The organism is Thaumasiovibrio subtropicus (assembly GCF_019703835.1).
GTDB lineage: Bacteria > Pseudomonadota > Gammaproteobacteria > Enterobacterales > Vibrionaceae > Thaumasiovibrio > Thaumasiovibrio subtropicus.
The window spans coordinates 3,567,224-3,589,887 of record NZ_AP023054.1 but is presented as its reverse complement, the minus strand read 5'-3'; the positions used below and the strand labels follow the sequence as shown (position 1 = coordinate 3,589,887).

The following is a 22,664-nucleotide window of genomic DNA, read 5'->3' as shown; positions in this document are numbered from 1 at the left end:
CCACATCACTGGACCGATTCGTTATCTAAACCGTGGGCTGCTTATAGATAGCGGCGTAGTAAAAGCCATCCATATTGTCTTCACCCGGGGTGATCTGCCTGCCCGGTAGCGTACTGCTGCCGTTATCAACAGACAACTGTTCCGTATCGATTAATTCTGCATCCTTAGTTCTCGCTAAGAAAGCCAGTACTTGTTCGTGGTTCTCTTGCGGCGTAACTGAGCAGGTTGCATAGACTAATCTACCACCGGGCTTAAGTTGCGCCCACATGGCATCGATGATTTCTGATTGCAGCGTTGCAAGTGCGTCAATATCTTCTGCACGGCGAAGCCACTTGATATCGGGGTGGCGGCGGATAACACCGGTAGCAGAACAGGGGGCATCAAGCAAAATACGGTCGAACTGCTCGCCCTGCCACCATTGCTCTGGGTATCGCGCATCCCCACATTTCACTTCTGCATTGAGGTTTAAGCGCTGCAAGTTGTCATAGACGCGCTCGAGGCGTTTAGCATCGGCATCCACCGCGACAACACTGGCTTGTGGTTCGCGTTCAAGAATATGCACTGTTTTACCCCCCGGTGCGGCGCAGCAATCGAGAATGTGCTCACCCGGCTGTGGGTCAAGGTAATCGACGGACAGTTGTGCCGCAGCATCTTGTACAGAGACCCAGCCTTTCTCAAAGCCCGGTAGGGTAGAGACATCGCGCGGTGACAGCAGGCACAAGGCATCGGCCGCTTGTGGATGAACCTCGGTTTCAATGCCTTCAGCGTCTAGCAGGGCTCGGTAGTCGTCACGATTGTGATGGTGGCGATTCACCCTTAACCACATTGGTGCTTTGGTGTTGTTAGCATCTAAAATGGTTTGCCAGTGTGAGGGGTAGGCATTTTTTAGTAACTTGAGTATCCAACTCGGGTGGCCGTAGCGTCCAGCATCATGACTGATCGCTTGCTGGTCGAGTGCGTCTTGTTGACGTTGGTAATTTCGTAGTATCGCATTCACTAGCCCGCGAAGCTGAGGCTTTTTCAGTGCTTTGGTTGCATTGACTGTTTCAGCAACCGCTGCGTGTGCAGGCACACGCATTTGGCTCAACTGATAGATACCGACCAAAATGAGATGGTGGAAAACGCGTTGCTTACCTTTTAATGGCTTATCCATCAGCGTTTGGGTGACAGATTCAAGGCGGGGCAACCAACGCAGTACGCCGTAGCAGATTTCTTGCAGTAGGGCTTGGTCGCGCGGGGCGATATCTTGTTGCGCTTGTGGCAATACAGCTGAGAGAGATTGGCCCTGATCGACCACTTGATAGATCACTTTAGCAGCAGCGGCTCTAACATTCATTTTCTCTATCCTATAAATAAATCAGGCCAGTAATAAAACTGGCCTGAGACGTGTTCATGGCGCGGGATTAACTGAGTACCGAGCCGACCTCAAACCATTCGCGGCGTGAGTTAAGTAAATCGCTGACCACCATGGCTTTCTTACCGGGTGGTTGCAGTGAAATGAAGTTTATCTGCCCTTTGCCCGTTGCAACTCGAATGCCGTGCTTATCGGCAGCCAAAATTGTGCCAGGTGCTTGGTCGCTATGCGTATCAATGACCGTTGCTTTCCAAACTTTGATGTTTTTGCCATCAACGTCGAAATAGCTCATTGGCCAAGAGTTAAATGCGCGAATACAGCGTTCAATGGCAATGGCATCCATACTCCAATCAATACGCGCTTCTTCTTTACTGAGTTTCTTCGCGTAGTTCGCGAGGGCATCGTCTTGCTTGACCGGCGTCGCGGTCCCTGCAGCGAGCTCGCCCAAGCAATCGACTAAGGCTGTTGGTCCCACTGCGGCGAGTTTTTCATACAGACTTGCGCTGGTATCATCTGCGTCGATAGGGAGAGTGGCTATCTTGAGCATATCACCGGTATCGAGCCCAACATCCATCTGCATGATGGTCACGCCGGTCTCTTCATCACCTGCCCATACTGCACGTTGAATCGGTGCAGCGCCACGCCAACGCGGTAAGATAGAACCATGGACGTTGATACAACCTAAGCGAGGGATATCGAGAACTGCTTTAGGGAGTAGTAAGCCATAGGCAACGACCACCATTACATCGGCATTGAGCGCAGCCAGTTCCGCTTTCGACTCATCGGTTTTAAAGTTCTCTGGTTGGTAGACAGGAATATCATGTTCTAGCGCTAATGATTTCACGGCGCTTGGTACGAGCTTTTTCCCTCGACCGGCAGGGCGATCTGGTGGCGTGTAGGCAGCGATCACTTGGTGTTCAGAGTCGATGAGCGCCGCCATATGGCGCGCAGCAAAATCGGGCGTGCCCGCAAAAACAATGCGTAATGGTTTGGTCATGAATTATTGATTCTTCTCATTAAAACGTTTGATTTTCTCTAGCTTCTGTTTGATACGTTGGCGCTTTAGAGGCGACAGGTAATCAACAAACAGTTTGCCATCAAGATGATCGAGTTCGTGTTGGACACAGATAGCGAGTAGGTCATCAGCATCAAACTGGAATGTTTCGCCTTCTTTATTAAGGGCTTTAACGGTTACTTCCGCCGCGCGAGGCACAAGTGCTCGTGCACCAGGAACCGATAAACAGCCTTCCTCAATCCCATCTTCACCGCGCTTTTCGATAATTTCAGGGTTGATCAACACCATAGGCTGGTCACGCTCTTCTGAAATATCGATGACAACAATACGTTGGTGAATGTCGACTTGCGTAGCGGCAAGACCGATACCTTCTTCGTCGTACATGGTTTCAATCATGTCGTCGCAAATTTTCTGAATTTCCGGAGTAACGGCTTCTACAGGCTGGGCAACGGTGCGTAAACGCTCGTCGGGAAAGGTTAATACTTGTAATACTGACATACTGACTCAAAAAAAGATGAAGTGCGCCGAAACACACAAGACTTAGTTGGTTCAATTCTAGACATTTTCAAACCCAAATGACAGCATCAGCCAACAAAGACTGCGAAGGAAGGGGCAGAAAATGGCACGTAAAGTCGGATGGCGCCGTCGATTGATGGCGAAATTGCTATTGCTCGGATGTATTTCTTGGTCAGCAATGGGCTTGACGTTAAAAGAAGGACATCCGGATACGTATACGGTAAAGAAGGGCGATACCCTATGGGATATTTCTGCCTACTTTCTGGAGAGCCCTTGGTTGTGGCCGCAACTGTGGCAAAACAACCCTGCGATTGAAAATCCTCACCTTATATATCCCGGCGACGTGTTGCATCTTATTTGGGTGAATGGTCAGCCGCGTTTGAGTGCGAAGCGCTTGACGAAGCTTTCCCCTACCGCACGGGTAGATGAGTATAAAGAGCCGATCACTGTACTGGATGATCAATGGCTACTTCCTTTTATGGCGCAAGATCGTCTTCTTGACGATCAGGCAATATCTGAACTTCCTCGCGTGATCGGCACCACAGATGGGCGCAGCTATCTCACCGCATTTGATGACATCATGGTTGATCAAGCATTGAATGAGACCATTCGCTGGGGGATTTTCCGACCGCAAGCGCCGCTGACACGTCATGATGCAGAGGGTAAACCCAATATCTACCCACTGAAGCATGTTGCTATCGCCAAGGTTGAACGTGTTAAAGATGGTGTGTCGATCGTGAAATTGCATGCTGTTGGCCGTGAGGTTCAACAAAATGATGTGTTGCTGCCTATGCCAAACGAAGCTCGTGATGCGGGCAAGTTTACCGAGGCGATGACCTTTGCTCCCGCACCCGCACCTGAGGGAATGACGGGCATTATTTTAGCGGACTTGGAAGGTTTTCGTTATCAATCTCACCACCAAGTCGTTGTCATTGACCGTGGTACAGCAGATGGCGTACACGCTGGCTTTATGCTGCAAGTCACCGAACCTGGAGCCAAAGTGCTCAGTACCAATGATGGTTACAAATACCAATTTGATACTATGTATAATCGTGGCGGTAAGGCATTAGATAGCTATGGCATCGGTGAAGTGATGGTGATTCGCCCATACTCACAGTTCAGTTTAGCGGTGGTGACACATGCGAAGCAGCCATTGCAAACGGGTGCAAAACTTGCTTCACCACTTGTGAGTGAATGATAGACAACACCGAATTATGGGTTCGACTGGCACGAGTACCACGTCTGGGGGGGCAAGGTATTCAGAAGTTGTGTCAGCGAATCCCTTTCTCTTCCCTTTGGTCTTCTGACGATACTGCACTTCGCCTGTCTGGTCTTTCTGATAAACAACTCACTGCTTTTCGCGCCCCTTTAAACGCTTCTCAGCAACATGCTTTACGTTGGCTTGAGGCCGACAATCATCACCTTATCCATTGGGGACACCCCGATTATCCCTATCTTTTGAGCCAGATAGCTTCGCCACCACCAGTGTTGTTTGTAGCTGGCGAGGTGACGGCGCTTAGCAAGCCACAGTTGGCCATGGTGGGCAGCCGACAGGCCAGTATTGATGGTCGAGAAGCGGCTTATCAATTCGCAGCAGGATTAGTGATTGAAGGGTATACTGTCACCAGTGGCTTGGCACTAGGAATTGATGGTTGTGCCCATCAAGGGGCGTTGGAAAAAGGTGGGCAGACAATCGCGGTGCTGGGATCGGGCTTAAGTAAGATATATCCCGCCGCGCACCGCGAACTGGCAAAGCAAATTCAATCTCAGGGCGCGTTGGTCTCTGAGTTTTTTCCTGATACAGCACCAAGGCCAAGTCATTTCCCGCGGCGCAATCGCATTATAAGCGGGCTCTCTGTGGGGGTGTTTGTTGTGGAAGCGGCGGAGAAGAGTGGGTCGCTGATCACAGTGAAGTATGCATTAGAGCAAAACCGAGATGTATTTGCTTTACCTGGGTCTATTTATAACCCACAAAGCAAAGGCTGCAACCAGTTGATTAAAAGTGGTGCTAAACTGGTAGAGACCCCGGTCGACATTATAGAAGAGGTAGGAGTGTTGACTGATTGTACAATTCTACATCAGTCAGAGGAGCAGAGTCGCGGCGAAGATAATCAGCAATTGCCATTTGCGGCACTGTTAGATACCGTAGGTAGTGATGCAATACCTGTCGATGTGATTGCAGGTCGCTGTCAGCTACCTGTTCATGAAGTCATGATGCAGTTGTTAGAGTTGGAGTTACAAGGACAAGTAACCGCAGTTCCCGGTGGCTACGTCAGAACGAGGAGGGGCAAGTGATGATGGACATCCTTATGTACCTGTTTGAGACTTACATTCACAGTGAAGTTGAATTACAGGTTGACCAAGATACCTTATCTGATGAGCTGGTGCGTGCTGGCTTCCATCAATCGGATATTCACAAAGCACTTAACTGGCTCGAAAAACTGGCCGCATTGCAAGAGACGGCTGAACAGCAGCCAATGCAAAGTGGTGCATTGACCTCAATGCGTGTTTACACGCAGGATGAAGTATTAAGACTAGATACCCATTGCCGTGGCTTTTTATTATTCCTAGAGCAAATTCATGTTCTGAATACAGAAACCCGCGAGATGGTGATTGACCGAGTTATGGAGTTGGAGACAACAGAGTTCTTTTTGGATGATCTCAAGTGGGTGATTCTCATGGTACTGTTTAATGTGCCGGGTCATGAGAGTGCTTACCATCAAATGGAAGATCTGTTGTATGAAGCGGAAGAAGGATTGCTGCACTGATCTTCTAACTCCTTCAAATAAGTAGTAGGCGATGGTTTAACGGCCATCGCCCTGAGACACTATGACAACAAATTCCTCAGATCCTCTTTTTGAAGCTCACGAGCATGCGCTCGATGAGCCTTGTCCCAAGTGTGGCGGAAAGCTCGAGTTTCGCTTTGGCAAGCACGGCCCATTCATGGGGTGTACTCAATACCCCCAATGTGATTATATTCGCCCACTCCAGCAACATGATGGTCATATCGTAAAAGAGCTTGATATGCCTTGCCCTGAATGCGGTGAAGGTCTGGTCCTTCGCCAAGGACGTTACGGGATGTTCATTGGGTGTATCGATTGGCCGCAGTGCACGTATCAAGCCTCCCCGGATAAGAAAGCAGAAGAAACGACATTGCGATGTCCGCAGTGTCGAAAAGGTAAGCTGGTGGAGCGCCAATCACGGTATGGCAAAACCTTTTATGCCTGCGATTGTTACCCTAAGTGTAAGTTTGCGGTGAATGCGAAGCCAATTAAAGGAAGTTGTGAGCAATGTGGGTTTGGCTTACTGCTTGAAAAGAAAGTGGCGGCGGGGATAAAACGTGTGTGCGCAGATAAGCGATGTAATCACACGCAATCGTCGTAGGGCTGAGAGGTAAATGAAAAAAGCCGATCGTTAGATCGGCTTTCTATCATAGGCGCTTTAGCGAGGTAGTGCGGGAAACGCGCTTTCATCTAAATAAGCGGCAATGGTTTTGAGGCTCAGTGTCAATTGCTCAGTATTTTCTGCGCAAACATTGATATGTCCCATCTTACGGCCCGCGCGGCGTTCTTTGCCATACCAATGCACATGGGCGCCAGTCTGCTTGAGCACCGCATTATCAACACTATCTTCACCAAGAATGTTAATCATCGCTGTTGGGCGAAGTAGGTTCGTATTGCCAAGCGGCAAGCCGCAAACTGCTCGAAGGTGATTCTCAAATTGGCAAGTGTCCGCGCCTTGTTGTGTCCAGTGACCTGAGTTATGAACGCGTGGTGCGATTTCATTGACCAGTAATTTGCCATCGATATCGAAAAATTCAATGGCGAGCACACCAACGTAGCCAAGCGCATCAGCTATAGCGCTGAACATTTCGCTTGCTTGCTGTTGAACAGATTGGTTGCCTTCCACTGCGGTTGAAAGGTTGAGAACGCCATCAACATGCACGTTTTCAGTGATAGGGTAAACGGATACATTTCCCTTTTTGTCACGAGCACCGATAAGGGAAACTTCGCGATTAAAAGGCACAAACTCTTCCGCAACGATAGCTTGCCCTTCGGTTTCAGCGAGGAAAGCGGCCATTTCTTCCCAAACTGCATTCGCTTGGTCTTGGGTTTTTAGACGCCATTGACCTTTGCCGTCATAACCGCCTAGCGCACTCTTTAGTACCATAGGTAAACCGACATGGCGAATGGCTTCGTCTAAGTCTTGGCGACTACCCACTAGGCGGTATTTCGCGTTGGCGACACCGGCTCGATCCAGTAGGGCTTTTTCTAAACGGCGGTCACCGCCTGCTTTAATCGCATCTGTGGTAGGTAGAAACTTGCCACTTGCTTCGCAGACATCAAGCACATCGTGAGGGATATGTTCAAACTCAGCAGTGATTACGTCAACATCTTCTATAGCACTGGCCAAGGTGTGATCGTAGCTTTGTTGAGTCAGAGGATGAACCACGCTCTTTGAGCCAACATCATAAGCGATAACCTCAATGTTGAGCGGCGCGCCCGCCAACGCCATCATTCTTGCAAGTTGGCCTGCACCAAGCACAAGGACTTTCATGATTACGCGTCCTCAGCAGGATTTGGGTTTGCCAGTACGGTGTCTGTTTGCTCTTTGCGGAATGCATCCACTTTTTTCATTAACTCAGCATCATGTGTGGCAAGGATTTGTGCGGCTAGTAGGCCAGCATTGGCAGCTCCTGCATCGCCAATCGCCAAAGTCCCTACGGCAACCCCTTTTGGCATTTGCACGATGGAAAGGAGTGAATCCATGCCTTTTAGCGCACGTGATTGAACAGGGACACCAAGTACAGGCAAGCTAGTAAATGCAGCCGTCATACCGGGAAGATGTGCGGCACCGCCAGCACCTGCGATGATCACTTTGATGCCACGCTCAGCTGCGCTCTCTGCATACTCAGCCAGTAATTGAGGGGTACGGTGTGCTGAAACCACTTTGGTTTCATAAGGGACATTGAAGCGATCTAGCATTTCTGCAGCGTGCTGCATTGTAGGCCAGTCCGACTTTGACCCCATGATAATTCCAACTTTCATCCCGAACTCCTTAAATGTGTTAAGCGTGAAGATAATCTGCGCGCATTATACGGGGATTTTCGCGGAAGGAAAACGTTTGCGTCAAGGTGAGAGCAGCATGAGCATGGTGCCGAACAATGGAAATGGCTACACTACGAAACACGAATTTAACAAAGTAGGAATGGAACCTTGGATAATCTCTCTCAAGTAGTTGATGCGCTAAAGTCTGGCAACGTGATTGCCTATCCGACAGAAGCCGTTTTTGGTGTAGGGTGTGATCCGGATAGTGAGCTAGCGGTTCAGCGTTTATTAGCGCTCAAACAACGTCCAGTCGAAAAAGGCCTCATTCTTATCGCAGCGGATTATGCGCAGCTTCAAGACTATATTGATGATAGTCAGCTATCTGAATCGCAACGTGCGACGATTGCTGACACTTGGCCAGGTCCGGTCACCTGGGTGATGCCTGCTAAACCTACCGTCCCTCAGTTTTTAACCGGACAGTTTGATACTATTGCGGTTCGCGTGAGTGATCATCCCTTGGTTCAAGCACTATGCCGTGCTTATGGAAAACCGATTACATCTACGAGTGCTAATCTAACCGGAGAGCCACCTTGTCGCACGTCGGAAGAGGTTGTAGAACAGCTGGGCGATAAAGTTGTGCTGTTTTCAGGTGAGACAGGAGGGCGAGAGAACCCTTCAGAGATCCGAGATGCACAGACAGGAAAGGTTTTTCGTCAAGGCTAAGTAGCTCACCTCCACCAATAAGAACAGAGTGAAAAGAAGGCAATGTCAGAGCAAAAAATTGATAAACAGGCAGTAAAGACGTTCCTATTGGCGCTTCAAGATCAGATTTGTGATGCGCTCGCGATAGAAGACGGTAAACAAGCATTTGTTGAAGATGCTTGGCAGCGAGAGAGTACGGATGCTTTAGGCGGTGGCGGGCGAACACGAGTGCTGCGCCATGGGGAAGTATTCGAGCAAGCGGGCGTTAACTTTTCACATGTGTTTGGCTCTAAGATGCCTCCATCGGCGACGGCCCATCGCCCTGAGCTCGCCGGTCGTTCCTTCGAAGCGATGGGCGTCTCTCTTGTTGTCCATCCTAACAACCCCTATGTTCCAACCTCTCACGCAAACGTGCGCTTTTTCATTGCAGAAAAAGAGGGAGAAGCGCCTGTTTGGTGGTTTGGTGGTGGTTTTGATCTGACGCCTTTTTATCCTTTTGACGAAGATTGCCAACACTGGCATCAGGTCGCGAAAGAGCTCTGCACACCGTTTGGTGAGGGTGTGTACGCATCACACAAGAAATGGTGTGACGAATATTTCTATTTACCTCATCGGGATGAGACACGTGGTGTGGGTGGTCTTTTCTTTGATGATCTTAATGAGTGGGGCTTTCAGCCGAGTTTCGAGTACATTCAAGCGGTGGGAGAAGGTTACTTAGACGCTTACTTACCGATCGTAGCTGCGCGTAAGGCGATGCCGTATGGAGAAAGAGAGCGAGAGTTTCAACTCTACCGTCGTGGTCGTTATGTCGAGTTTAACTTGGTTTACGATCGTGGCACCTTGTTTGGGTTGCAGAGCAAAGGGCGTACGGAATCTATTTTGATGTCGATGCCTCCACTCGCTCGCTGGGAATACAGCTACACACCGGAGCCGGGCAGTCCGGAAGCACGTTTATATGATGAGTATTTGCAACCACGTGCGTGGTAAAGTGTGCTGAGAAAGGACGAGAAGGAATGATATATGGATAGATATCGCGTTTACGGCAACCCAATAGCCCAAAGTAAGTCACCGCTGATACATACGATGTTTGCTCGCCAAACGGCACAGTCAATTGAATACACGGCTCAGTTTGAAGAAGATGATCTTCAGTTTACTGATTCCGTCACGCACTTCTTTAAGGAAGGTGGTAAAGGATGCAACATTACCGCCCCTTTTAAAGAGGCGGCGTTTGAGTTTGCTACGCAGTTGACGGAACGCGCGCGCTTGGCTGGAGCGGTAAATACTCTGAAAAGACTCGATGATGGTGGGGTATTAGGGGATAACACCGATGGTGAAGGGCTCGTTCAAGATTTGCTTCGAAATCAAGTGACCTTGAAGGGGGCTCACCTCTTAGTACTTGGTGCAGGAGGGGCTGCGCGTGGTGTGGTGTTGCCACTCTTAGAGCAGCAACCAGCATCCATTACTATAGCAAACCGAACAGTAGCGAAGGCGCGCCAGTTAGCGGAGATGTTTGCTGAGCATGGTGATGTCAAAGCGATCAGCTTGGCAGAAGTTGGCAACTGTGCCGTCGATGTGGTGATTAACTCAACCTCTGCTGGGCTTTCCGGCAATATTCCGGCGATTAGCGCAAGTGTTATTGGCCCAAATGTCGTTTGCTATGACATGGTTTACCGTGCTGAAACAACAGCGTTTAATCAGTGGGCGCTGAATAATGGCGCTAAGCAGGTGATTGATGGCCTAGGTATGCTGGTTGGTCAGGCTGCTGAGAGTTTTATGCTTTGGCGTGGCCTTCGTCCAGGTACAAACCAAGTGTTGCGAGAGTTACGTCGTCAACTTCAACAATAAATAGTGAATGAATGAACCAGTCTATACTCTTTCCAGATATACAAACCTATGATGCGGTCAACGCTGGCGTGATTTTTCCAGCGCAACAGTCTGGTGCGCTCATTGAGTGTTTTGTCTCAACTCACTGGCTAGTTATGACGGCGGGGAAGCCGCTAAGCAATGAACAAGAGATATTGGCACAGTTTAGTGACTCGCGCTTTGACCTAGAGGAAATTGCTGAAGAGCGGATTGAAGATGAAGATTTTGATACCGACGGGCGTGTCGTGATCAAGTAGTTCTTAATTCGGGTCGATAACAAGCCGCGCATTTCACCTGCGCGGCTTTGTGCTTTATGATCTCGATTAGGCTAAATACTCGTTTTTTAGCCGGACGTAGTTGTCTGCGGATGCAGGGAGAAAGGATAACTCTGCTTCTTTCAGTGGTCGTGCCGCTTTAACAGGGCTGCCAACATAAAGGTAGCCACTTTCTAATCGCTTGCCAGGGGGAACTAAACTCCCTGCACCAATAATGACATCATCTTCGATCACTGCGCCGTCAAGTATGATAGCGCCCATCCCGATGAGAATGCGATTTCCGACAGTACAGCCATGCAGCATGGCTTTATGACCCACTGTCACATCATCTCCAATAATAAGTGGGTAGCCCTTTGGGTTTTGTTCACTCACACGGGTAACATGCAAGACGCTACCATCTTGAATGTTAGTGCGTTCACCGATACGAATATGGTTAACATCACCTCTCGCTGCAACCAGAGGCCAAACACTGCTATCTATACCTAAATGAATATCGCCGACAATTACCGCGCTGCTATCGACAAAGACACTTTGGTCAAAGATAGGAGATATGTTTTTATAAGGTCTAATGTGGGAATTCATTCAACAGGCTCCATTAATGACATTTACCTATGGCTAAAATAGCCTATTTTGCTGCTAAAACTAGCGATTCGTTGGAATAGTAACCTGTTGGTAAGCTTTTTTAAAAAAACTTCAAAAAAGGGGTTGTCAGTGTGATTTAGATCTCTATAATGCCGCCTCACCGACACGGAGAGCGGCTCGGAAGAGAGCTAGCCAAGCGGTAAAAATTAGGCTGTTTAGAAAATTAAATCGATAAAGTGTTTGACACACTTTGTTAATTAGCTAAAATGCCAACCCTGCTTAAGATTATGAGCGAAAGCCTTAAAAATTAAGATTAAGCAGTATGTTCTTTAACAATATGACCATGCAATCTGTGTGGGCACTCGTTGAATAGATAGTCTAAAGATTTATCAATGATACTAGTGACCAAATTAAGACTTCGGTCTTAGCACAGTCAATTCATTACTTAGCAATAAGTAATATCAGTATTCATTGAGCCGGTCGAAAGACCAACAAAACTTTAATTGAAGAGTTTGATCATGGCTCAGATTGAACGCTGGCGGCAGGCCTAACACATGCAAGTCGAGCGGAAACGACTTAACTGACCCTTCGGGTGACGTTAAGGGCGTCGAGCGGCGGACGGGTGAGTAATGGCTGGGAACCTGCCCTAACGAGGGGGATAACCATTGGAAACGATGGCTAATACCGCATAATCTCTACGGAGCAAAGAGGAGGACCTTCGGGCTTCTCGCGTTAGGATGGGCCCAGTTGGGATTAGCTAGTAGGTGAGGTAACGGCTCACCTAGGCGACGATCCCTAGCTGGTTTGAGAGGATGATCAGCCACACTGGAACTGAGACACGGTCCAGACTCCTACGGGAGGCAGCAGTGGGGAATATTGCACAATGGGGGAAACCCTGATGCAGCCATGCCGCGTGTATGAAGAAGGCCTTCGGGTTGTAAAGTACTTTCAGCAGTGAGGAAGGTTTAGTAGTTAATACCTGCTAGATTTGACGTTAGCTGCAGAAGAAGCACCGGCTAACTCCGTGCCAGCAGCCGCGGTAATACGGAGGGTGCGAGCGTTAATCGGAATTACTGGGCGTAAAGCGCATGCAGGCGGTCTGTTAAGTCAGATGTGAAAGCCCGGGGCTTAACCTCGGAACCGCATTTGAAACTGGCAGGCTAGAGTCTTGTAGAGGGGGGTAGAATTTCAGGTGTAGCGGTGAAATGCGTAGAGATCTGAAGGAATACCGGTGGCGAAGGCGGCCCCCTGGACAAAGACTGACGCTCAGATGCGAAAGCGTGGGGAGCAAACAGGATTAGATACCCTGGTAGTCCACGCCGTAAACGATGTCTACTTGGAGGTTGGAATCTTGAATTCTGGCTTTCGGAGCTAACGCGTTAAGTAGACCGCCTGGGGAGTACGGTCGCAAGATTAAAACTCAAATGAATTGACGGGGGCCCGCACAAGCGGTGGAGCATGTGGTTTAATTCGATGCAACGCGAAGAACCTTACCTACTCTTGACATCTACAGAAGCTTGAAGAGATTCGAGTGTGCCTTCGGGAACTGTAAGACAGGTGCTGCATGGCTGTCGTCAGCTCGTGTTGTGAAATGTTGGGTTAAGTCCCGCAACGAGCGCAACCCTTATCCTTGTTTGCCAGCACTTCGGGTGGGAACTCCAGGGAGACTGCCGGTGATAAACCGGAGGAAGGTGGGGACGACGTCAAGTCATCATGGCCCTTACGAGTAGGGCTACACACGTGCTACAATGGCGCATACAGAGGGCGGCCAACTTGCGAAAGTGAGCGAATCCCAAAAAGTGCGTCGTAGTCCGGATTGGAGTCTGCAACTCGACTCCATGAAGTCGGAATCGCTAGTAATCGTAGATCAGAATGCTACGGTGAATACGTTCCCGGGCCTTGTACACACCGCCCGTCACACCATGGGAGTGGGCTGCACCAGAAGTAGATAGCTTAACCTTCGGGAGGGCGTTTACCACGGTGTGGTTCATGACTGGGGTGAAGTCGTAACAAGGTAGCCCTAGGGGAACCTGGGGCTGGATCACCTCCTTAACGATAAGGCTGCTGTTAAATGCAGTGTCCACACAGATTGCTTGGTAATAATGTAAGAACAAAGCAGAAAGCCTTAATGAATAGCAAGTGCTATTGATTAAAGCTGTTTGCTTTAATGCTCTTTAACAAACTGGAAAGCTGACTAGTAAATTCAATCGAATAGATTGAATCGTTCATTGAAAAATGAACAAGTTCTCAAATCGTATTTACGCAAGTAAATACAACAAACACATTCAAGTGTCTTGTATTGAGTCCGGCGAAAACATGTAAACCTTGGTTGTTTGCTATACGCCTATGTGTCTTCACTTTTCTAAAGTGAAATAAAGACGCCTTGGGGTTGTATGGTTAAGTGACTAAGCGTACACGGTGGATGCCTTGGCAGTCAGAGGCGATGAAGGACGTGCTAACCTGCGATAAGCCATGAGAAGACGGTAAGAGTCACTATACTCATGGATTTCCGAATGGGGAAACCCGGCCGCATAAGCGGTCATCATAACGTGAATACATAGCGTTATGAGGCGAACTCGGGGAACTGAAACATCTAAGTACCCGAAGGAAAAGACATCAACAGAGATTCCGAAAGTAGCGGCGAGCGAAATCGGAGTAGCCCTTAAGCTGGCTTGGGATTAGGTGAAGGCTCTGGAAAGTGCCGCGATACAGGGTGATAGCCCCGTAACCGACAATCCCTTATCAGTGAAATCGAGTAGGACGGCGCACGTGAAACGTTGTCTGAATATGGGGGGACCATCCTCCAAGGCTAAATACTCCTGACTGACCGATAGTGAACCAGTACCGTGAGGGAAAGGCGAAAAGAACCCTGTGAGGGGAGTGAAATAGAACCTGAAACCGTGTACGTACAAGCAGTGGGAGCCCTTCGGGGTGACTGCGTACCTTTGTATAATGGGTCAGCGACTTACATTCTGTAGCAAGGTTAACCGCATAGGGGAGCCGTAGGGAAACCGAGTCTTAACTGGGCGTACAGTTGCAGGGTGTAGACCCAGAAACCAGGTGATCTAGCCATGGGCAGGTTGAAGGTGAGGTAACACTTACTGGAGGACCGAACCGACTAATGTTGAAAAATTAGCGGATGACTTGTGGCTGGGGGTGAAAGGCCAATCAAACCTGGAGATAGCTGGTTCTCCCCGAAAGCTATTTAGGTAGCGCCTCGGACGAATACTACTGGGGGTAGAGCACTGTTAAGGCTAGGGGGTCATCCCGACTTACCAACCCTTTGCAAACTCCGAATACCAGTAAGTACTATCCGGGAGACACACGGCGGGTGCTAACGTCCGTCGTGGAGAGGGAAACAACCCAGACCGCCAGCTAAGGTCCCAAATTACTACTAAGTGGGAAACGATGTGGGAAGGCTCAGACAGCCAGGATGTTGGCTTAGAAGCAGCCATCATTTAAAGAAAGCGTAATAGCTCACTGGTCGAGTCGGCCTGCGCGGAAGATGTAACGGGGCTAAGTAGTAAACCGAAGCTGCGGCAATGCGCTTATGCGTATTGGGTAGGGGAGCGTTCTGTAAGCTGTTGAAGGTGTGCTGTAAGGCATGCTGGAGGTATCAGAAGTGCGAATGCTGACATGAGTAACGATAAAGGGGGTGAAAAACCCCCTCGCCGGAAGACCAAGGGTTCCTGTCCAACGTTAATCGGGGCAGGGTAAGTCGACCCTAAGGCGAGGCTGAAGAGCGTAGTCGATGGGAAACGGGTTAATATTCCCGTACTTCTTACAATTGCGATGGAGGGACGGAGAAGGCTAGGTGGGCCTGGCGACGGTTGTCCAGGTTCAAGTATGTAGGTTGGGTGTTTAGGCAAATCCGGACACCTAAGACTGAGATACGACGTCGAGCTGCTACGGCAGTGAAGTCATTGATGCCATGCTTCCGGGAAAAGCTTCTAAGCTTCAGATTGTAAGGAATCGTACCCCAAACCGACACAGGTGGTCGGGTAGAGAATACCAAGGCGCTTGAGAGAACTCGGGTGAAGGAACTAGGCAAAATGGTACCGTAACTTCGGGAGAAGGTACGCTCCTGTCGGTGAAGTCCCTTGCGGATGGAGCTAACGGGAGTCGCAGATACCAGGTGGCTGCAACTGTTTATTAAAAACACAGCACTGTGCAAAATCGAAAGATGACGTATACGGTGTGACGCCTGCCCGGTGCCGGAAGGTTAATTGATGGGGTTAGACTTCGGTCGAAGCTCTTGATCGAAGCCCCGGTAAACGGCGGCCGTAACTATAACGGTCCTAAGGTAGCGAAATTCCTTGTCGGGTAAGTTCCGACCTGCACGAATGGCGTAATGATGGCCACGCTGTCTCCACCCGAGACTCAGTGAAATTGAAATCGCAGTGAAGATGCTGTGTACCCGCGGCTAGACGGAAAGACCCCGTGAACCTTTACTACAGCTTGGCACTGAACATTGAGCCTACATGTGTAGGATAGGTGGGAGACTTTGAAGCGTTGTCGCCAGATAGCGTGGAGTCATCCTTGAAATACCACCCTTGTATGTTTGATGTTCTAACTTGGCCCCGTTATCCGGGGTGAGGACAGTGCCTGGTGGGTAGTTTGACTGGGGCGGTCTCCTCCCAAAGCGTAACGGAGGAGCACGAAGGTGGGCTAATCACGGTCGGACATCGTGAGGTTAGTGCAATGGCATAAGCCCGCTTGACTGCAGAGACTGACAAGTCGAGCAGGTGCGAAAGCAGGTCATAGTGATCCGGTGGTTCTGAATGGAAGGGCCATCGCTCAACGGATAAAAGGTACTCCGGGGATAACAGGCTGATACCGCCCAAGAGTTCATATCGACGGCGGTGTTTGGCACCTCGATGTCGGCTCATCACATCCTGGGGCTGAAGTCGGTCCCAAGGGTATGGCTGTTCGCCATTTAAAGTGGTACGCGAGCTGGGTTTAGAACGTCGTGAGACAGTTCGGTCCCCTATCTGCCGTGGGCGTTGGAGAATTGAAAGGGGCTGCTCCTAGTACGAGAGGACCGGAGTGGACGAACCTCTGGTGTTCGGGTTGTGTCGCCAGACGCATTGCCCGGTAGCTAAGTTCGGAATCGATAACCGCTGAAAGCATCTAAGCGGGAAGCGAGCCTTGAGATGAGTTCTCCCTGGCAGTTTAACTGTCCTAAAGGGTTGTCGTAGACTACGACGTTGATAGGCAGGGTGTGTAAGCGTTGTGAGGCGTTGAGCTAACCTGTACTAATTGCCCGTGAGGCTTAACCATACAACACCCAAGGTGTTTTATCGGACTTAATCGTGCTTGAGTGTGTTGAGAGCAAGACGAATCAGCTTTCCTAGTTTGAACAAATTTTGCTTGGCGACCATAGCATTGTGGACCCACCTGACTCCATGCCGAACTCAGTAGTGAAACGCAATAGCGCCGATGGTAGTGTGGGGTCTCCCCATGTGAGAGTAGGACATCGCCAGGCTTTGAATTTTCTTTCTTTTTATCTAAGAAGAAAGTGATTTCGCTTGCGAGCGGAGTCAACATAAGATTTTCAAAAAATCGAGAATCTTATCTTGACTTAAAATCAGAGCAGCGTATTATACGCCTCCTGACTTGCTGAAGCCAACAAGGCTAACGCATTGAAAGTCAACGTTCTTTAACAATATGACCATGCAATCTGTGTGGGCACTCGTTGAATAGATAGTCAAAACTGTTTGTCTTCACTTTTAAAAAGTGAAAGCAAATATGGCATCGATGATACTAGTGACCAAATTAAGACTTCGGTCTTAGCACAGTCAATTCGTTCATTACTTCGGTAGTGAATATCAGTATTCATTGAGCCCAAATCAAAAATCTTTAATTGAAGAGTTTGATCATGGCTCAGATTGAACGCTGGCGGCAGGCCTAACACATGCAAGTCGAGCGGAAACGACTTAACTGAGCCTTCGGGTGACGTTAAGGGCGTCGAGCGGCGGACGGGTGAGTAATGGCTGGGAACCTGCCCTAACGAGGGGGATAACCATTGGAAACGATGGCTAATACCGCATAATCTCTACGGAGCAAAGAGGAGGACCTTCGGGCTTCTCGCGTTAGGATGGGCCCAGTTGGGATTAGCTAGTAGGTGAGGTAACGGCTCACCTAGGCGACGATCCCTAGCTGGTTTGAGAGGATGATCAGCCACACTGGAACTGAGACACGGTCCAGACTCCTACGGGAGGCAGCAGTGGGGAATATTGCACAATGGGGGAAACCCTGATGCAGCCATGCCGCGTGTATGAAGAAGGCCTTCGGGTTGTAAAGTACTTTCAGCAGTGAGGAAGGTTTAGTAGTTAATACCTGCTAGATTTGACGTTAGCTGCAGAAGAAGCACCGGCTAACTCCGTGCCAGCAGCCGCGGTAATACGGAGGGTGCGAGCGTTAATCGGAATTACTGGGCGTAAAGCGCATGCAGGCGGTCTGTTAAGTCAGATGTGAAAGCCCGGGGCTTAACCTCGGAACCGCATTTGAAACTGGTAGGCTAGAGTCTTGTAGAGGGGGGTAGAATTTCAGGTGTAGCGGTGAAATGCGTAGAGATCTGAAGGAATACCGGTGGCGAAGGCGGCCCCCTGGACAAAGACTGACGCTCAGATGCGAAAGCGTGGGGAGCAAACAGGATTAGATACCCTGGTAGTCCACGCCGTAAACGATGTCTACTTGGAGGTTGGTGTCTTGAACACTGGCTTTCGGAGCTAACGCGTTAAGTAGACCGCCTGGGGAGTACGGTCGCAAGATTAAAACTCAAATGAATTGACGGGGGCCCGCACAAGCGGTGGAGCATGTGGTTTAATTCGATGCAACGCGAAGAACCTTACCTACTCTTGACATCTACAGAAGCTTGAAGAGATTCGAGTGTGCCTTCGGGAACTGTAAGACAGGTGCTGCATGGCTGTCGTCAGCTCGTGTTGTGAAATGTTGGGTTAAGTCCCGCAACGAGCGCAACCCTTATCCTTGTTTGCCAGCACTTCGGGTGGGAACTCCAGGGAGACTGCCGGTGATAAACCGGAGGAAGGTGGGGACGACGTCAAGTCATCATGGCCCTTACGAGTAGGGCTACACACGTGCTACAATGGCGCATACAGAGGGCGGCCAACTTGCGAAAGTGAGCGAATCCCAAAAAGTGCGTCGTAGTCCGGATTGGAGTCTGCAACTCGACTCCATGAAGTCGGAATCGCTAGTAATCGTAGATCAGAATGCTACGGTGAATACGTTCCCGGGCCTTGTACACACCGCCCGTCACACCATGGGAGTGGGCTGCACCAGAAGTAGATAGCTTAACCTTCGGGAGGGCGTTTACCACGGTGTGGTTCATGACTGGGGTGAAGTCGTAACAAGGTAGCCCTAGGGGAACCTGGGGCTGGATCACCTCCTTAACGATAAGACTGCTGTTAAATGCAGTGTCCACACAGATTGCTTGGTCGTAATGTGAAAGAATGCCTTAGATGGGTCTGTAGCTCAGGTGGTTAGAGCGCACCCCTGATAAGGGTGAGGTCGGTGGTTCAAGTCCACTCAGACCCACCACTTCTCCTCCCAGAGATGGTGGTACGACTAAGGTCATTCAATGATGGGGCTATAGCTCAGCTGGGAGAGCGCCTGCTTTGCACGCAGGAGGTCAGCAGTTCGATCCTGCTTAGCTCCACCACTCTTTAAGTGTTTTCTCGCAGAGAATATTTAAAAAGTGGTCTTTGATAGATTCACATGCTCTTTAACAAACTGGAAAGCTGACTAGTAAATTCAATCGATAGATTGAATCGTTCATTGAAAAATGAACAAGTTCTCAAATGTATTTACGCAAGTAAATACAACAAACACATTCAAGTGTCTTGTATTGAGTCCGGCGAAAACATGTAAACCTTGGTTGCTGTCATACAAAACCCCTTGGGGTTGTATGGTTAAGTGACTAAGCGTACACGGTGGATGCCTTGGCAGTCAGAGGCGATGAAGGACGTGCTAACCTGCGATAAGCCATGAGAAGACGGTAAGAGTCACTATACTCATGGATTTCCGAATGGGGAAACCCGGCCGCATAAGCGGTCATCATAACGTGAATACATAGCGTTATGAGGCGAACTCGGGGAACTGAAACATCTAAGTACCCGAAGGAAAAGACATCAACAGAGATTCCGAAAGTAGCGGCGAGCGAAATCGGAGTAGCCCTTAAGCTGGCTTGGGATTAGGTGAAGGCTCTGGAAAGTGCCGCGATACAGGGTGATAGCCCCGTAACCGACAATCCCTTATCAGTGAAATCGAGTAGGACGGCGCACGTGAAACGTTGTCTGAATATGGGGGGACCATCCTCCAAGGCTAAATACTCCTGACTGACCGATAGTGAACCAGTACCGTGAGGGAAAGGCGAAAAGAACCCCTGTGAGGGGAGTGAAATAGAACCTGAAACCGTGTACGTACAAGCAGTGGGAGCCCTTCGGGGTGACTGCGTACCTTTTGTATAATGGGTCAGCGACTTACATTCTGTAGCAAGGTTAACCGCATAGGGGAGCCGTAGGGAAACCGAGTCTTAACTGGGCGTACAGTTGCAGGGTGTAGACCCGAAACCAGGTGATCTAGCCATGGGCAGGTTGAAGGTGAGGTAACACTTACTGGAGGACCGAACCGACTAATGTTGAAAAATTAGCGGATGACTTGTGGCTGGGGGTGAAAGGCCAATCAAACCTGGAGATAGCTGGTTCTCCCCGAAAGCTATTTAGGTAGCGCCTCGGACGAATACTACTGGGGGTAGAGCACTGTTAAGGCTAGGGGGTCATCCCGACTTACCAACCCTTTGCAAACTCCGAATACCAGTAAGTACTATCCGGGAGACACACGGCGGGTGCTAACGTCCGTCGTGGAGAGGGAAACAACCCAGACCGCCAGCTAAGGTCCCAAATTACTACTAAGTGGGAAACGATGTGGGAAGGCTCAGACAGCCAGGATGTTGGCTTAGAAGCAGCCATCATTTAAAGAAAGCGTAATAGCTCACTGGTCGAGTCGGCCTGCGCGGAAGATGTAACGGGGCTAAGTAGTAAACCGAAGCTGCGGCAATGCACTTATGTGTATTGGGTAGGGGAGCGTTCTGTAAGCTGTTGAAGGTGTGCTGTAAGGCATGCTGGAGGTATCAGAAGTGCGAATGCTGACATGAGTAACGATAAAGGGGGTGAAAAACCCCCTCGCCGGAAGACCAAGGGTTCCTGTCCAACGTTAATCGGGGCAGGGTAAGTCGACCCCTAAGGCGAGGCTGAAGAGCGTAGTCGATGGGAAACGGGTTAATATTCCCGTACTTCTTACAATTGCGATGGAGGGACGGAGAAGGCTAGGTGGGCCTGGCGACGGTTGTCCAGGTTCAAGTATGTAGGTTGGGTGTTTAGGCAAATCCGGACACCTAAGACTGAGATACGACGTCGAGCTGCTACGGCAGTGAAGTCATTGATGCCATGCTTCCGGGAAAAGCTTCTAAGCTTCAGATTGTAAGGAATCGTACCCCAAACCGACACAGGTGGTCGGGTAGAGAATACCAAGGCGCTTGAGAGAACTCGGGTGAAGGAACTAGGCAAAATGGTACCGTAACTTCGGGAGAAGGTACGCTCCTGTCGGTGAAGTCCCTTGCGGATGGAGCTAACGGGAGTCGCAGATACCAGGTGGCTGCAACTGTTTATTAAAAACACAGCACTGTGCAAAATCGAAAGATGACGTATACGGTGTGACGCCTGCCCGGTGCCGGAAGGTTAATTGATGGGGTTAGACTTCGGTCGAAGCTCTTGATCGAAGCCCCGGTAAACGGCGGCCGTAACTATAACGGTCCTAAGGTAGCGAAATTCCTTGTCGGGTAAGTTCCGACCTGCACGAATGGCGTAATGATGGCCACGCTGTCTCCACCCGAGACTCAGTGAAATTGAAATCGCAGTGAAGATGCTGTGTACCCGCGGCTAGACGGAAAGACCCCGTGAACCTTTACTACAGCTTGGCACTGAACATTGAGCCTACATGTGTAGGATAGGTGGGAGACTTTGAAGCGTTGTCGCCAGATAGCGTGGAGTCATCCTTGAAATACCACCCTTGTATGTTTGATGTTCTAACTTGGCCCCATTATCTGGGGTGAGGACAGTGCCTGGTGGGTAGTTTGACTGGGGCGGTCTCCTCCCAAAGCGTAACGGAGGAGCACGAAGGTGGGCTAATCACGGTCGGACATCGTGAGGTTAGTGCAATGGCATAAGCCCGCTTGACTGCGAGACTGACAAGTCGAGCAGGTGCAAGCAGGTCATAGTGATCCGGTGGTTCTGAATGGAAGGGCCATCGCTCAACGGATAAAAGGTACTCCGGGGATAACAGGCTGATACCGCCCAAGAGTTCATATCGACGGCGGTGTTTGGCACCTCGATGTCGGCTCATCACATCCTGGGGCTGAAGTCGGTCCCAAGGGTATGGCTGTTCGCCATTTAAAGTGGTACGCGAGCTGGGTTTAGAACGTCGTGAGACAGTTCGGTCCCCTATCTGCCGTGGGCGTTGGAGAATTGAAAGGGGCTGCTCCTAGTACGAGAGGACCGGAGTGGACGAACCTCTGGTGTTCGGGTTGTGTCGCCAGACGCATTGCCCGGTAGCTAAGTTCGGAATCGATAACCGCTGAAAGCATCTAAGCGGGAAGCGAGCCTTGAGATGAGTTCTCCCTGGCAGTTTAACTGTCCTAAAGGGTTGTCGTAGACTACGACGTTGATAGGCAGGGTGTGTAAGCGTTGTGAGGCGTTGAGCTAACCTGTACTAATTGCCCGTGAGGCTTAACCATACAACACCCAAGGTGTTTTATCGGACTTAATCGCGCTTGAATGTGAAGAAGAACACTAGCCAGTTTTCATAGTTTGAACAAATTTTGCTTGGCGACCATAGCATTGTGGACCCACCTGACTCCATGCCGAACTCAGTAGTGAAACGCAATAGCGCCGATGGTAGTGTGGGGCCTCCCCATGTGAGAGTAGGACATCGCCAGGCTTTGAACATCGCTTGTTTGAAGCAGAAAGTGTAAGACTTCAATCAAAGCACCGTGTGGAGCGGTAGTTCAGTTGGTTAGAATACCGGCCTGTCACGCCGGGGGTCGCGGGTTCGAGTCCCGTCCGCTCCGCCACTTATACTAAGCCCTGTCGAAAGACGGGGCTTTTATGTATCTGACGTTCCCAAAAGTGCTGGCACTTTGGTGGCGTCCAGTTCTAGTCCCTTCCGAAACTTATATTAATACCATTCTAAGTAAAAATATGATCTAATTGAGGCTGTTATACCATTCTAAG

14 protein-coding genes, 3 tRNA genes and 6 rRNA genes are annotated in these 22,664 nt (G+C 49.8%); 17 read left to right on the top strand and 6 right to left on the bottom strand.

Translation table 11 applies throughout. The features are described from left to right. Window positions 1–25: 25 nt before the first annotated feature. From rsmB to def, 3 genes are all read right to left on the bottom strand, one after another. Window positions 26–1,336 carry a 16S rRNA (cytosine(967)-C(5))-methyltransferase RsmB gene (gene rsmB, locus TSUB_RS16145; protein ID WP_087023587.1) on the bottom strand — a complete coding sequence of 437 codons (1,311 nt, stop codon included), beginning with the start codon at window positions 1,334–1,336 and terminating at the stop codon, window positions 26–28. Between the two features lie 67 nt (window positions 1,337–1,403). Then, window positions 1,404–2,351, bottom strand: a complete 948-nt coding sequence (fmt, locus tag TSUB_RS16140; protein WP_087023585.1) for a methionyl-tRNA formyltransferase — start codon at window positions 2,349–2,351, stop codon at window positions 1,404–1,406. Window positions 2,352–2,354: 3 nt separating this feature from the next. After that, complete coding sequence (gene def, locus TSUB_RS16135; RefSeq protein WP_087023583.1) at window positions 2,355–2,867, bottom strand: peptide deformylase; 513 nt, start codon at window positions 2,865–2,867, stop codon at window positions 2,355–2,357. Window positions 2,868–2,988: 121 nt separating this feature from the next. Here def and TSUB_RS16130 point away from each other — a divergent pair, with 121 nt between their 5' ends. From TSUB_RS16130 to TSUB_RS16115, 4 genes are all read left to right on the top strand, one after another. Beyond that, window positions 2,989–4,083, top strand: coding sequence for a LysM peptidoglycan-binding domain-containing protein (locus TSUB_RS16130; protein ID WP_087023579.1), 1,095 nt, complete (start codon window positions 2,989–2,991; stop codon window positions 4,081–4,083). Then, window positions 4,080–5,180 (top strand): DNA-processing protein DprA, encoded by a 1,101-nt coding sequence (gene dprA, locus TSUB_RS16125; RefSeq protein WP_087023577.1) that lies wholly within the window; start codon window positions 4,080–4,082, stop codon window positions 5,178–5,180. The genes TSUB_RS16130 and dprA overlap by 4 nt, the downstream gene beginning before the upstream one ends. Then, window positions 5,180–5,653 carry a DUF494 family protein gene (locus tag TSUB_RS16120; protein ID WP_087023575.1) on the top strand — a complete coding sequence of 158 codons (474 nt, stop codon included), beginning with the start codon at window positions 5,180–5,182 and terminating at the stop codon, window positions 5,651–5,653. Before dprA ends, TSUB_RS16120 begins: the two co-directional genes overlap by 1 nt. A gap of 61 nt (window positions 5,654–5,714) precedes the next feature. After that, window positions 5,715–6,269 carry a DNA topoisomerase family protein gene (locus TSUB_RS16115; RefSeq protein WP_087023573.1) on the top strand — a complete coding sequence of 185 codons (555 nt, stop codon included), beginning with the start codon at window positions 5,715–5,717 and terminating at the stop codon, window positions 6,267–6,269. Window positions 6,270–6,326: 57 nt separating this feature from the next. Here the strand turns inward: TSUB_RS16115 and TSUB_RS16110 are convergent, their stop codons facing one another. Both TSUB_RS16110 and purE read right to left on the bottom strand, forming a co-directional pair. After that, window positions 6,327–7,442 carry a 5-(carboxyamino)imidazole ribonucleotide synthase gene (locus TSUB_RS16110; protein ID WP_087023571.1) on the bottom strand — a complete coding sequence of 372 codons (1,116 nt, stop codon included), beginning with the start codon at window positions 7,440–7,442 and terminating at the stop codon, window positions 6,327–6,329. Between the two features lie 2 nt (window positions 7,443–7,444). After that, window positions 7,445–7,933, bottom strand: coding sequence for a 5-(carboxyamino)imidazole ribonucleotide mutase (gene purE / locus TSUB_RS16105; RefSeq protein WP_087023569.1), 489 nt, complete (start codon window positions 7,931–7,933; stop codon window positions 7,445–7,447). Window positions 7,934–8,101: 168 nt separating this feature from the next. Here purE and tsaC point away from each other — a divergent pair, with 168 nt between their 5' ends. Genes tsaC through TSUB_RS16085 form a run of 4 tightly spaced genes read left to right on the top strand, consistent with a single transcriptional unit; the run spans window position 8,102 to window position 10,755 of the window. After that, entirely contained in the window at window positions 8,102–8,656 is a 555-nt protein-coding gene (tsaC, locus tag TSUB_RS16100; protein WP_087023567.1) for an L-threonylcarbamoyladenylate synthase type 1 TsaC, read from the top strand. 42 nt (window positions 8,657–8,698) lie between these two features. After that, entirely contained in the window at window positions 8,699–9,622 is a 924-nt protein-coding gene (gene hemF / locus TSUB_RS16095; protein WP_087023565.1) for an oxygen-dependent coproporphyrinogen oxidase, read from the top strand. Between the two features lie 33 nt (window positions 9,623–9,655). Continuing rightward, complete coding sequence (aroE, locus tag TSUB_RS16090; protein WP_087023563.1) at window positions 9,656–10,480, top strand: shikimate dehydrogenase; 825 nt, start codon at window positions 9,656–9,658, stop codon at window positions 10,478–10,480. A gap of 11 nt (window positions 10,481–10,491) precedes the next feature. Continuing rightward, on the top strand, window positions 10,492–10,755 hold the full coding sequence (locus TSUB_RS16085) for a DUF1488 family protein (RefSeq protein WP_087023561.1): 264 nt from the start codon (window positions 10,492–10,494) through the stop codon (window positions 10,753–10,755). A 66-nt stretch (window positions 10,756–10,821) separates the two neighbouring features. Here TSUB_RS16085 and TSUB_RS16080 read toward each other — a convergent pair whose 3' ends face one another. Next, entirely contained in the window at window positions 10,822–11,355 is a 534-nt protein-coding gene (locus tag TSUB_RS16080; protein ID WP_087023559.1) for a gamma carbonic anhydrase family protein, read from the bottom strand. Window positions 11,356–11,855: 500 nt separating this feature from the next. Here TSUB_RS16080 and TSUB_RS16075 point away from each other — a divergent pair. From TSUB_RS16075 to TSUB_RS16035, 9 genes are all read left to right on the top strand, one after another. Further along, window positions 11,856–13,407 (top strand): 16S ribosomal RNA (locus tag TSUB_RS16075). Window positions 13,408–13,750: 343 nt separating this feature from the next. Beyond that, window positions 13,751–16,635 (top strand): 23S ribosomal RNA (locus TSUB_RS16070). A gap of 89 nt (window positions 16,636–16,724) precedes the next feature. Beyond that, window positions 16,725–16,840, top strand: a 5S ribosomal RNA gene (gene rrf / locus TSUB_RS16065). Window positions 16,841–17,215: 375 nt separating this feature from the next. Continuing rightward, window positions 17,216–18,767 (top strand): 16S ribosomal RNA (locus TSUB_RS16060). A 71-nt stretch (window positions 18,768–18,838) separates the two neighbouring features. After that, window positions 18,839–18,915 (top strand) — tRNA-Ile (locus TSUB_RS16055). A gap of 45 nt (window positions 18,916–18,960) precedes the next feature. Beyond that, a tRNA-Ala gene (locus TSUB_RS16050) sits at window positions 18,961–19,036 on the top strand. A gap of 248 nt (window positions 19,037–19,284) precedes the next feature. Next, window positions 19,285–22,168, top strand: a 23S ribosomal RNA gene (locus tag TSUB_RS16045). 87 nt (window positions 22,169–22,255) lie between these two features. Continuing rightward, a 5S ribosomal RNA gene (gene rrf / locus TSUB_RS16040) occupies window positions 22,256–22,371 on the top strand. Together the 16S, 23S and 5S rRNA genes with 3 tRNA genes alongside form the textbook arrangement of a ribosomal RNA operon. Before the next feature lie 56 nt (window positions 22,372–22,427). Then, window positions 22,428–22,504: transfer RNA gene (locus TSUB_RS16035), tRNA-Asp, on the top strand. The last annotated feature ends 160 nt before the right edge of the window (window positions 22,505–22,664 follow it).

What these genes read in the sequence shown, in the direction of transcription:
- rsmB (WP_087023587.1), bottom strand. Translation starts at nt 1,336, where the DNA reads ATGAATGTTAGAGCCGCTGCTGCTAAAGTGATCTATCAAGTGGTCGAT.
- fmt (WP_087023585.1), bottom strand. Translation starts at nt 2,351, where the DNA reads ATGACCAAACCATTACGCATTGTTTTTGCGGGCACGCCCGATTTTGCT.
- def (WP_087023583.1), bottom strand. Translation starts at nt 2,867, where the DNA reads ATGTCAGTATTACAAGTATTAACCTTTCCCGACGAGCGTTTACGCACC.
- TSUB_RS16130 (WP_087023579.1), top strand. Translation starts at nt 2,989, where the DNA reads ATGGCACGTAAAGTCGGATGGCGCCGTCGATTGATGGCGAAATTGCTA.
- dprA (WP_087023577.1), top strand. Translation starts at nt 4,080, where the DNA reads ATGATAGACAACACCGAATTATGGGTTCGACTGGCACGAGTACCACGT.
- TSUB_RS16120 (WP_087023575.1), top strand. Translation starts at nt 5,180, where the DNA reads ATGATGGACATCCTTATGTACCTGTTTGAGACTTACATTCACAGTGAA.
- TSUB_RS16115 (WP_087023573.1), top strand. Translation starts at nt 5,715, where the DNA reads ATGACAACAAATTCCTCAGATCCTCTTTTTGAAGCTCACGAGCATGCG.
- TSUB_RS16110 (WP_087023571.1), bottom strand. Translation starts at nt 7,442, where the DNA reads ATGAAAGTCCTTGTGCTTGGTGCAGGCCAACTTGCAAGAATGATGGCG.
- purE (WP_087023569.1), bottom strand. Translation starts at nt 7,933, where the DNA reads ATGAAAGTTGGAATTATCATGGGGTCAAAGTCGGACTGGCCTACAATG.
- hemF (WP_087023565.1), top strand. Translation starts at nt 8,699, where the DNA reads ATGTCAGAGCAAAAAATTGATAAACAGGCAGTAAAGACGTTCCTATTG.
- aroE (WP_087023563.1), top strand. Translation starts at nt 9,656, where the DNA reads ATGGATAGATATCGCGTTTACGGCAACCCAATAGCCCAAAGTAAGTCA.
- TSUB_RS16085 (WP_087023561.1), top strand. Translation starts at nt 10,492, where the DNA reads ATGAACCAGTCTATACTCTTTCCAGATATACAAACCTATGATGCGGTC.
- TSUB_RS16080 (WP_087023559.1), bottom strand. Translation starts at nt 11,355, where the DNA reads ATGAATTCCCACATTAGACCTTATAAAAACATATCTCCTATCTTTGAC.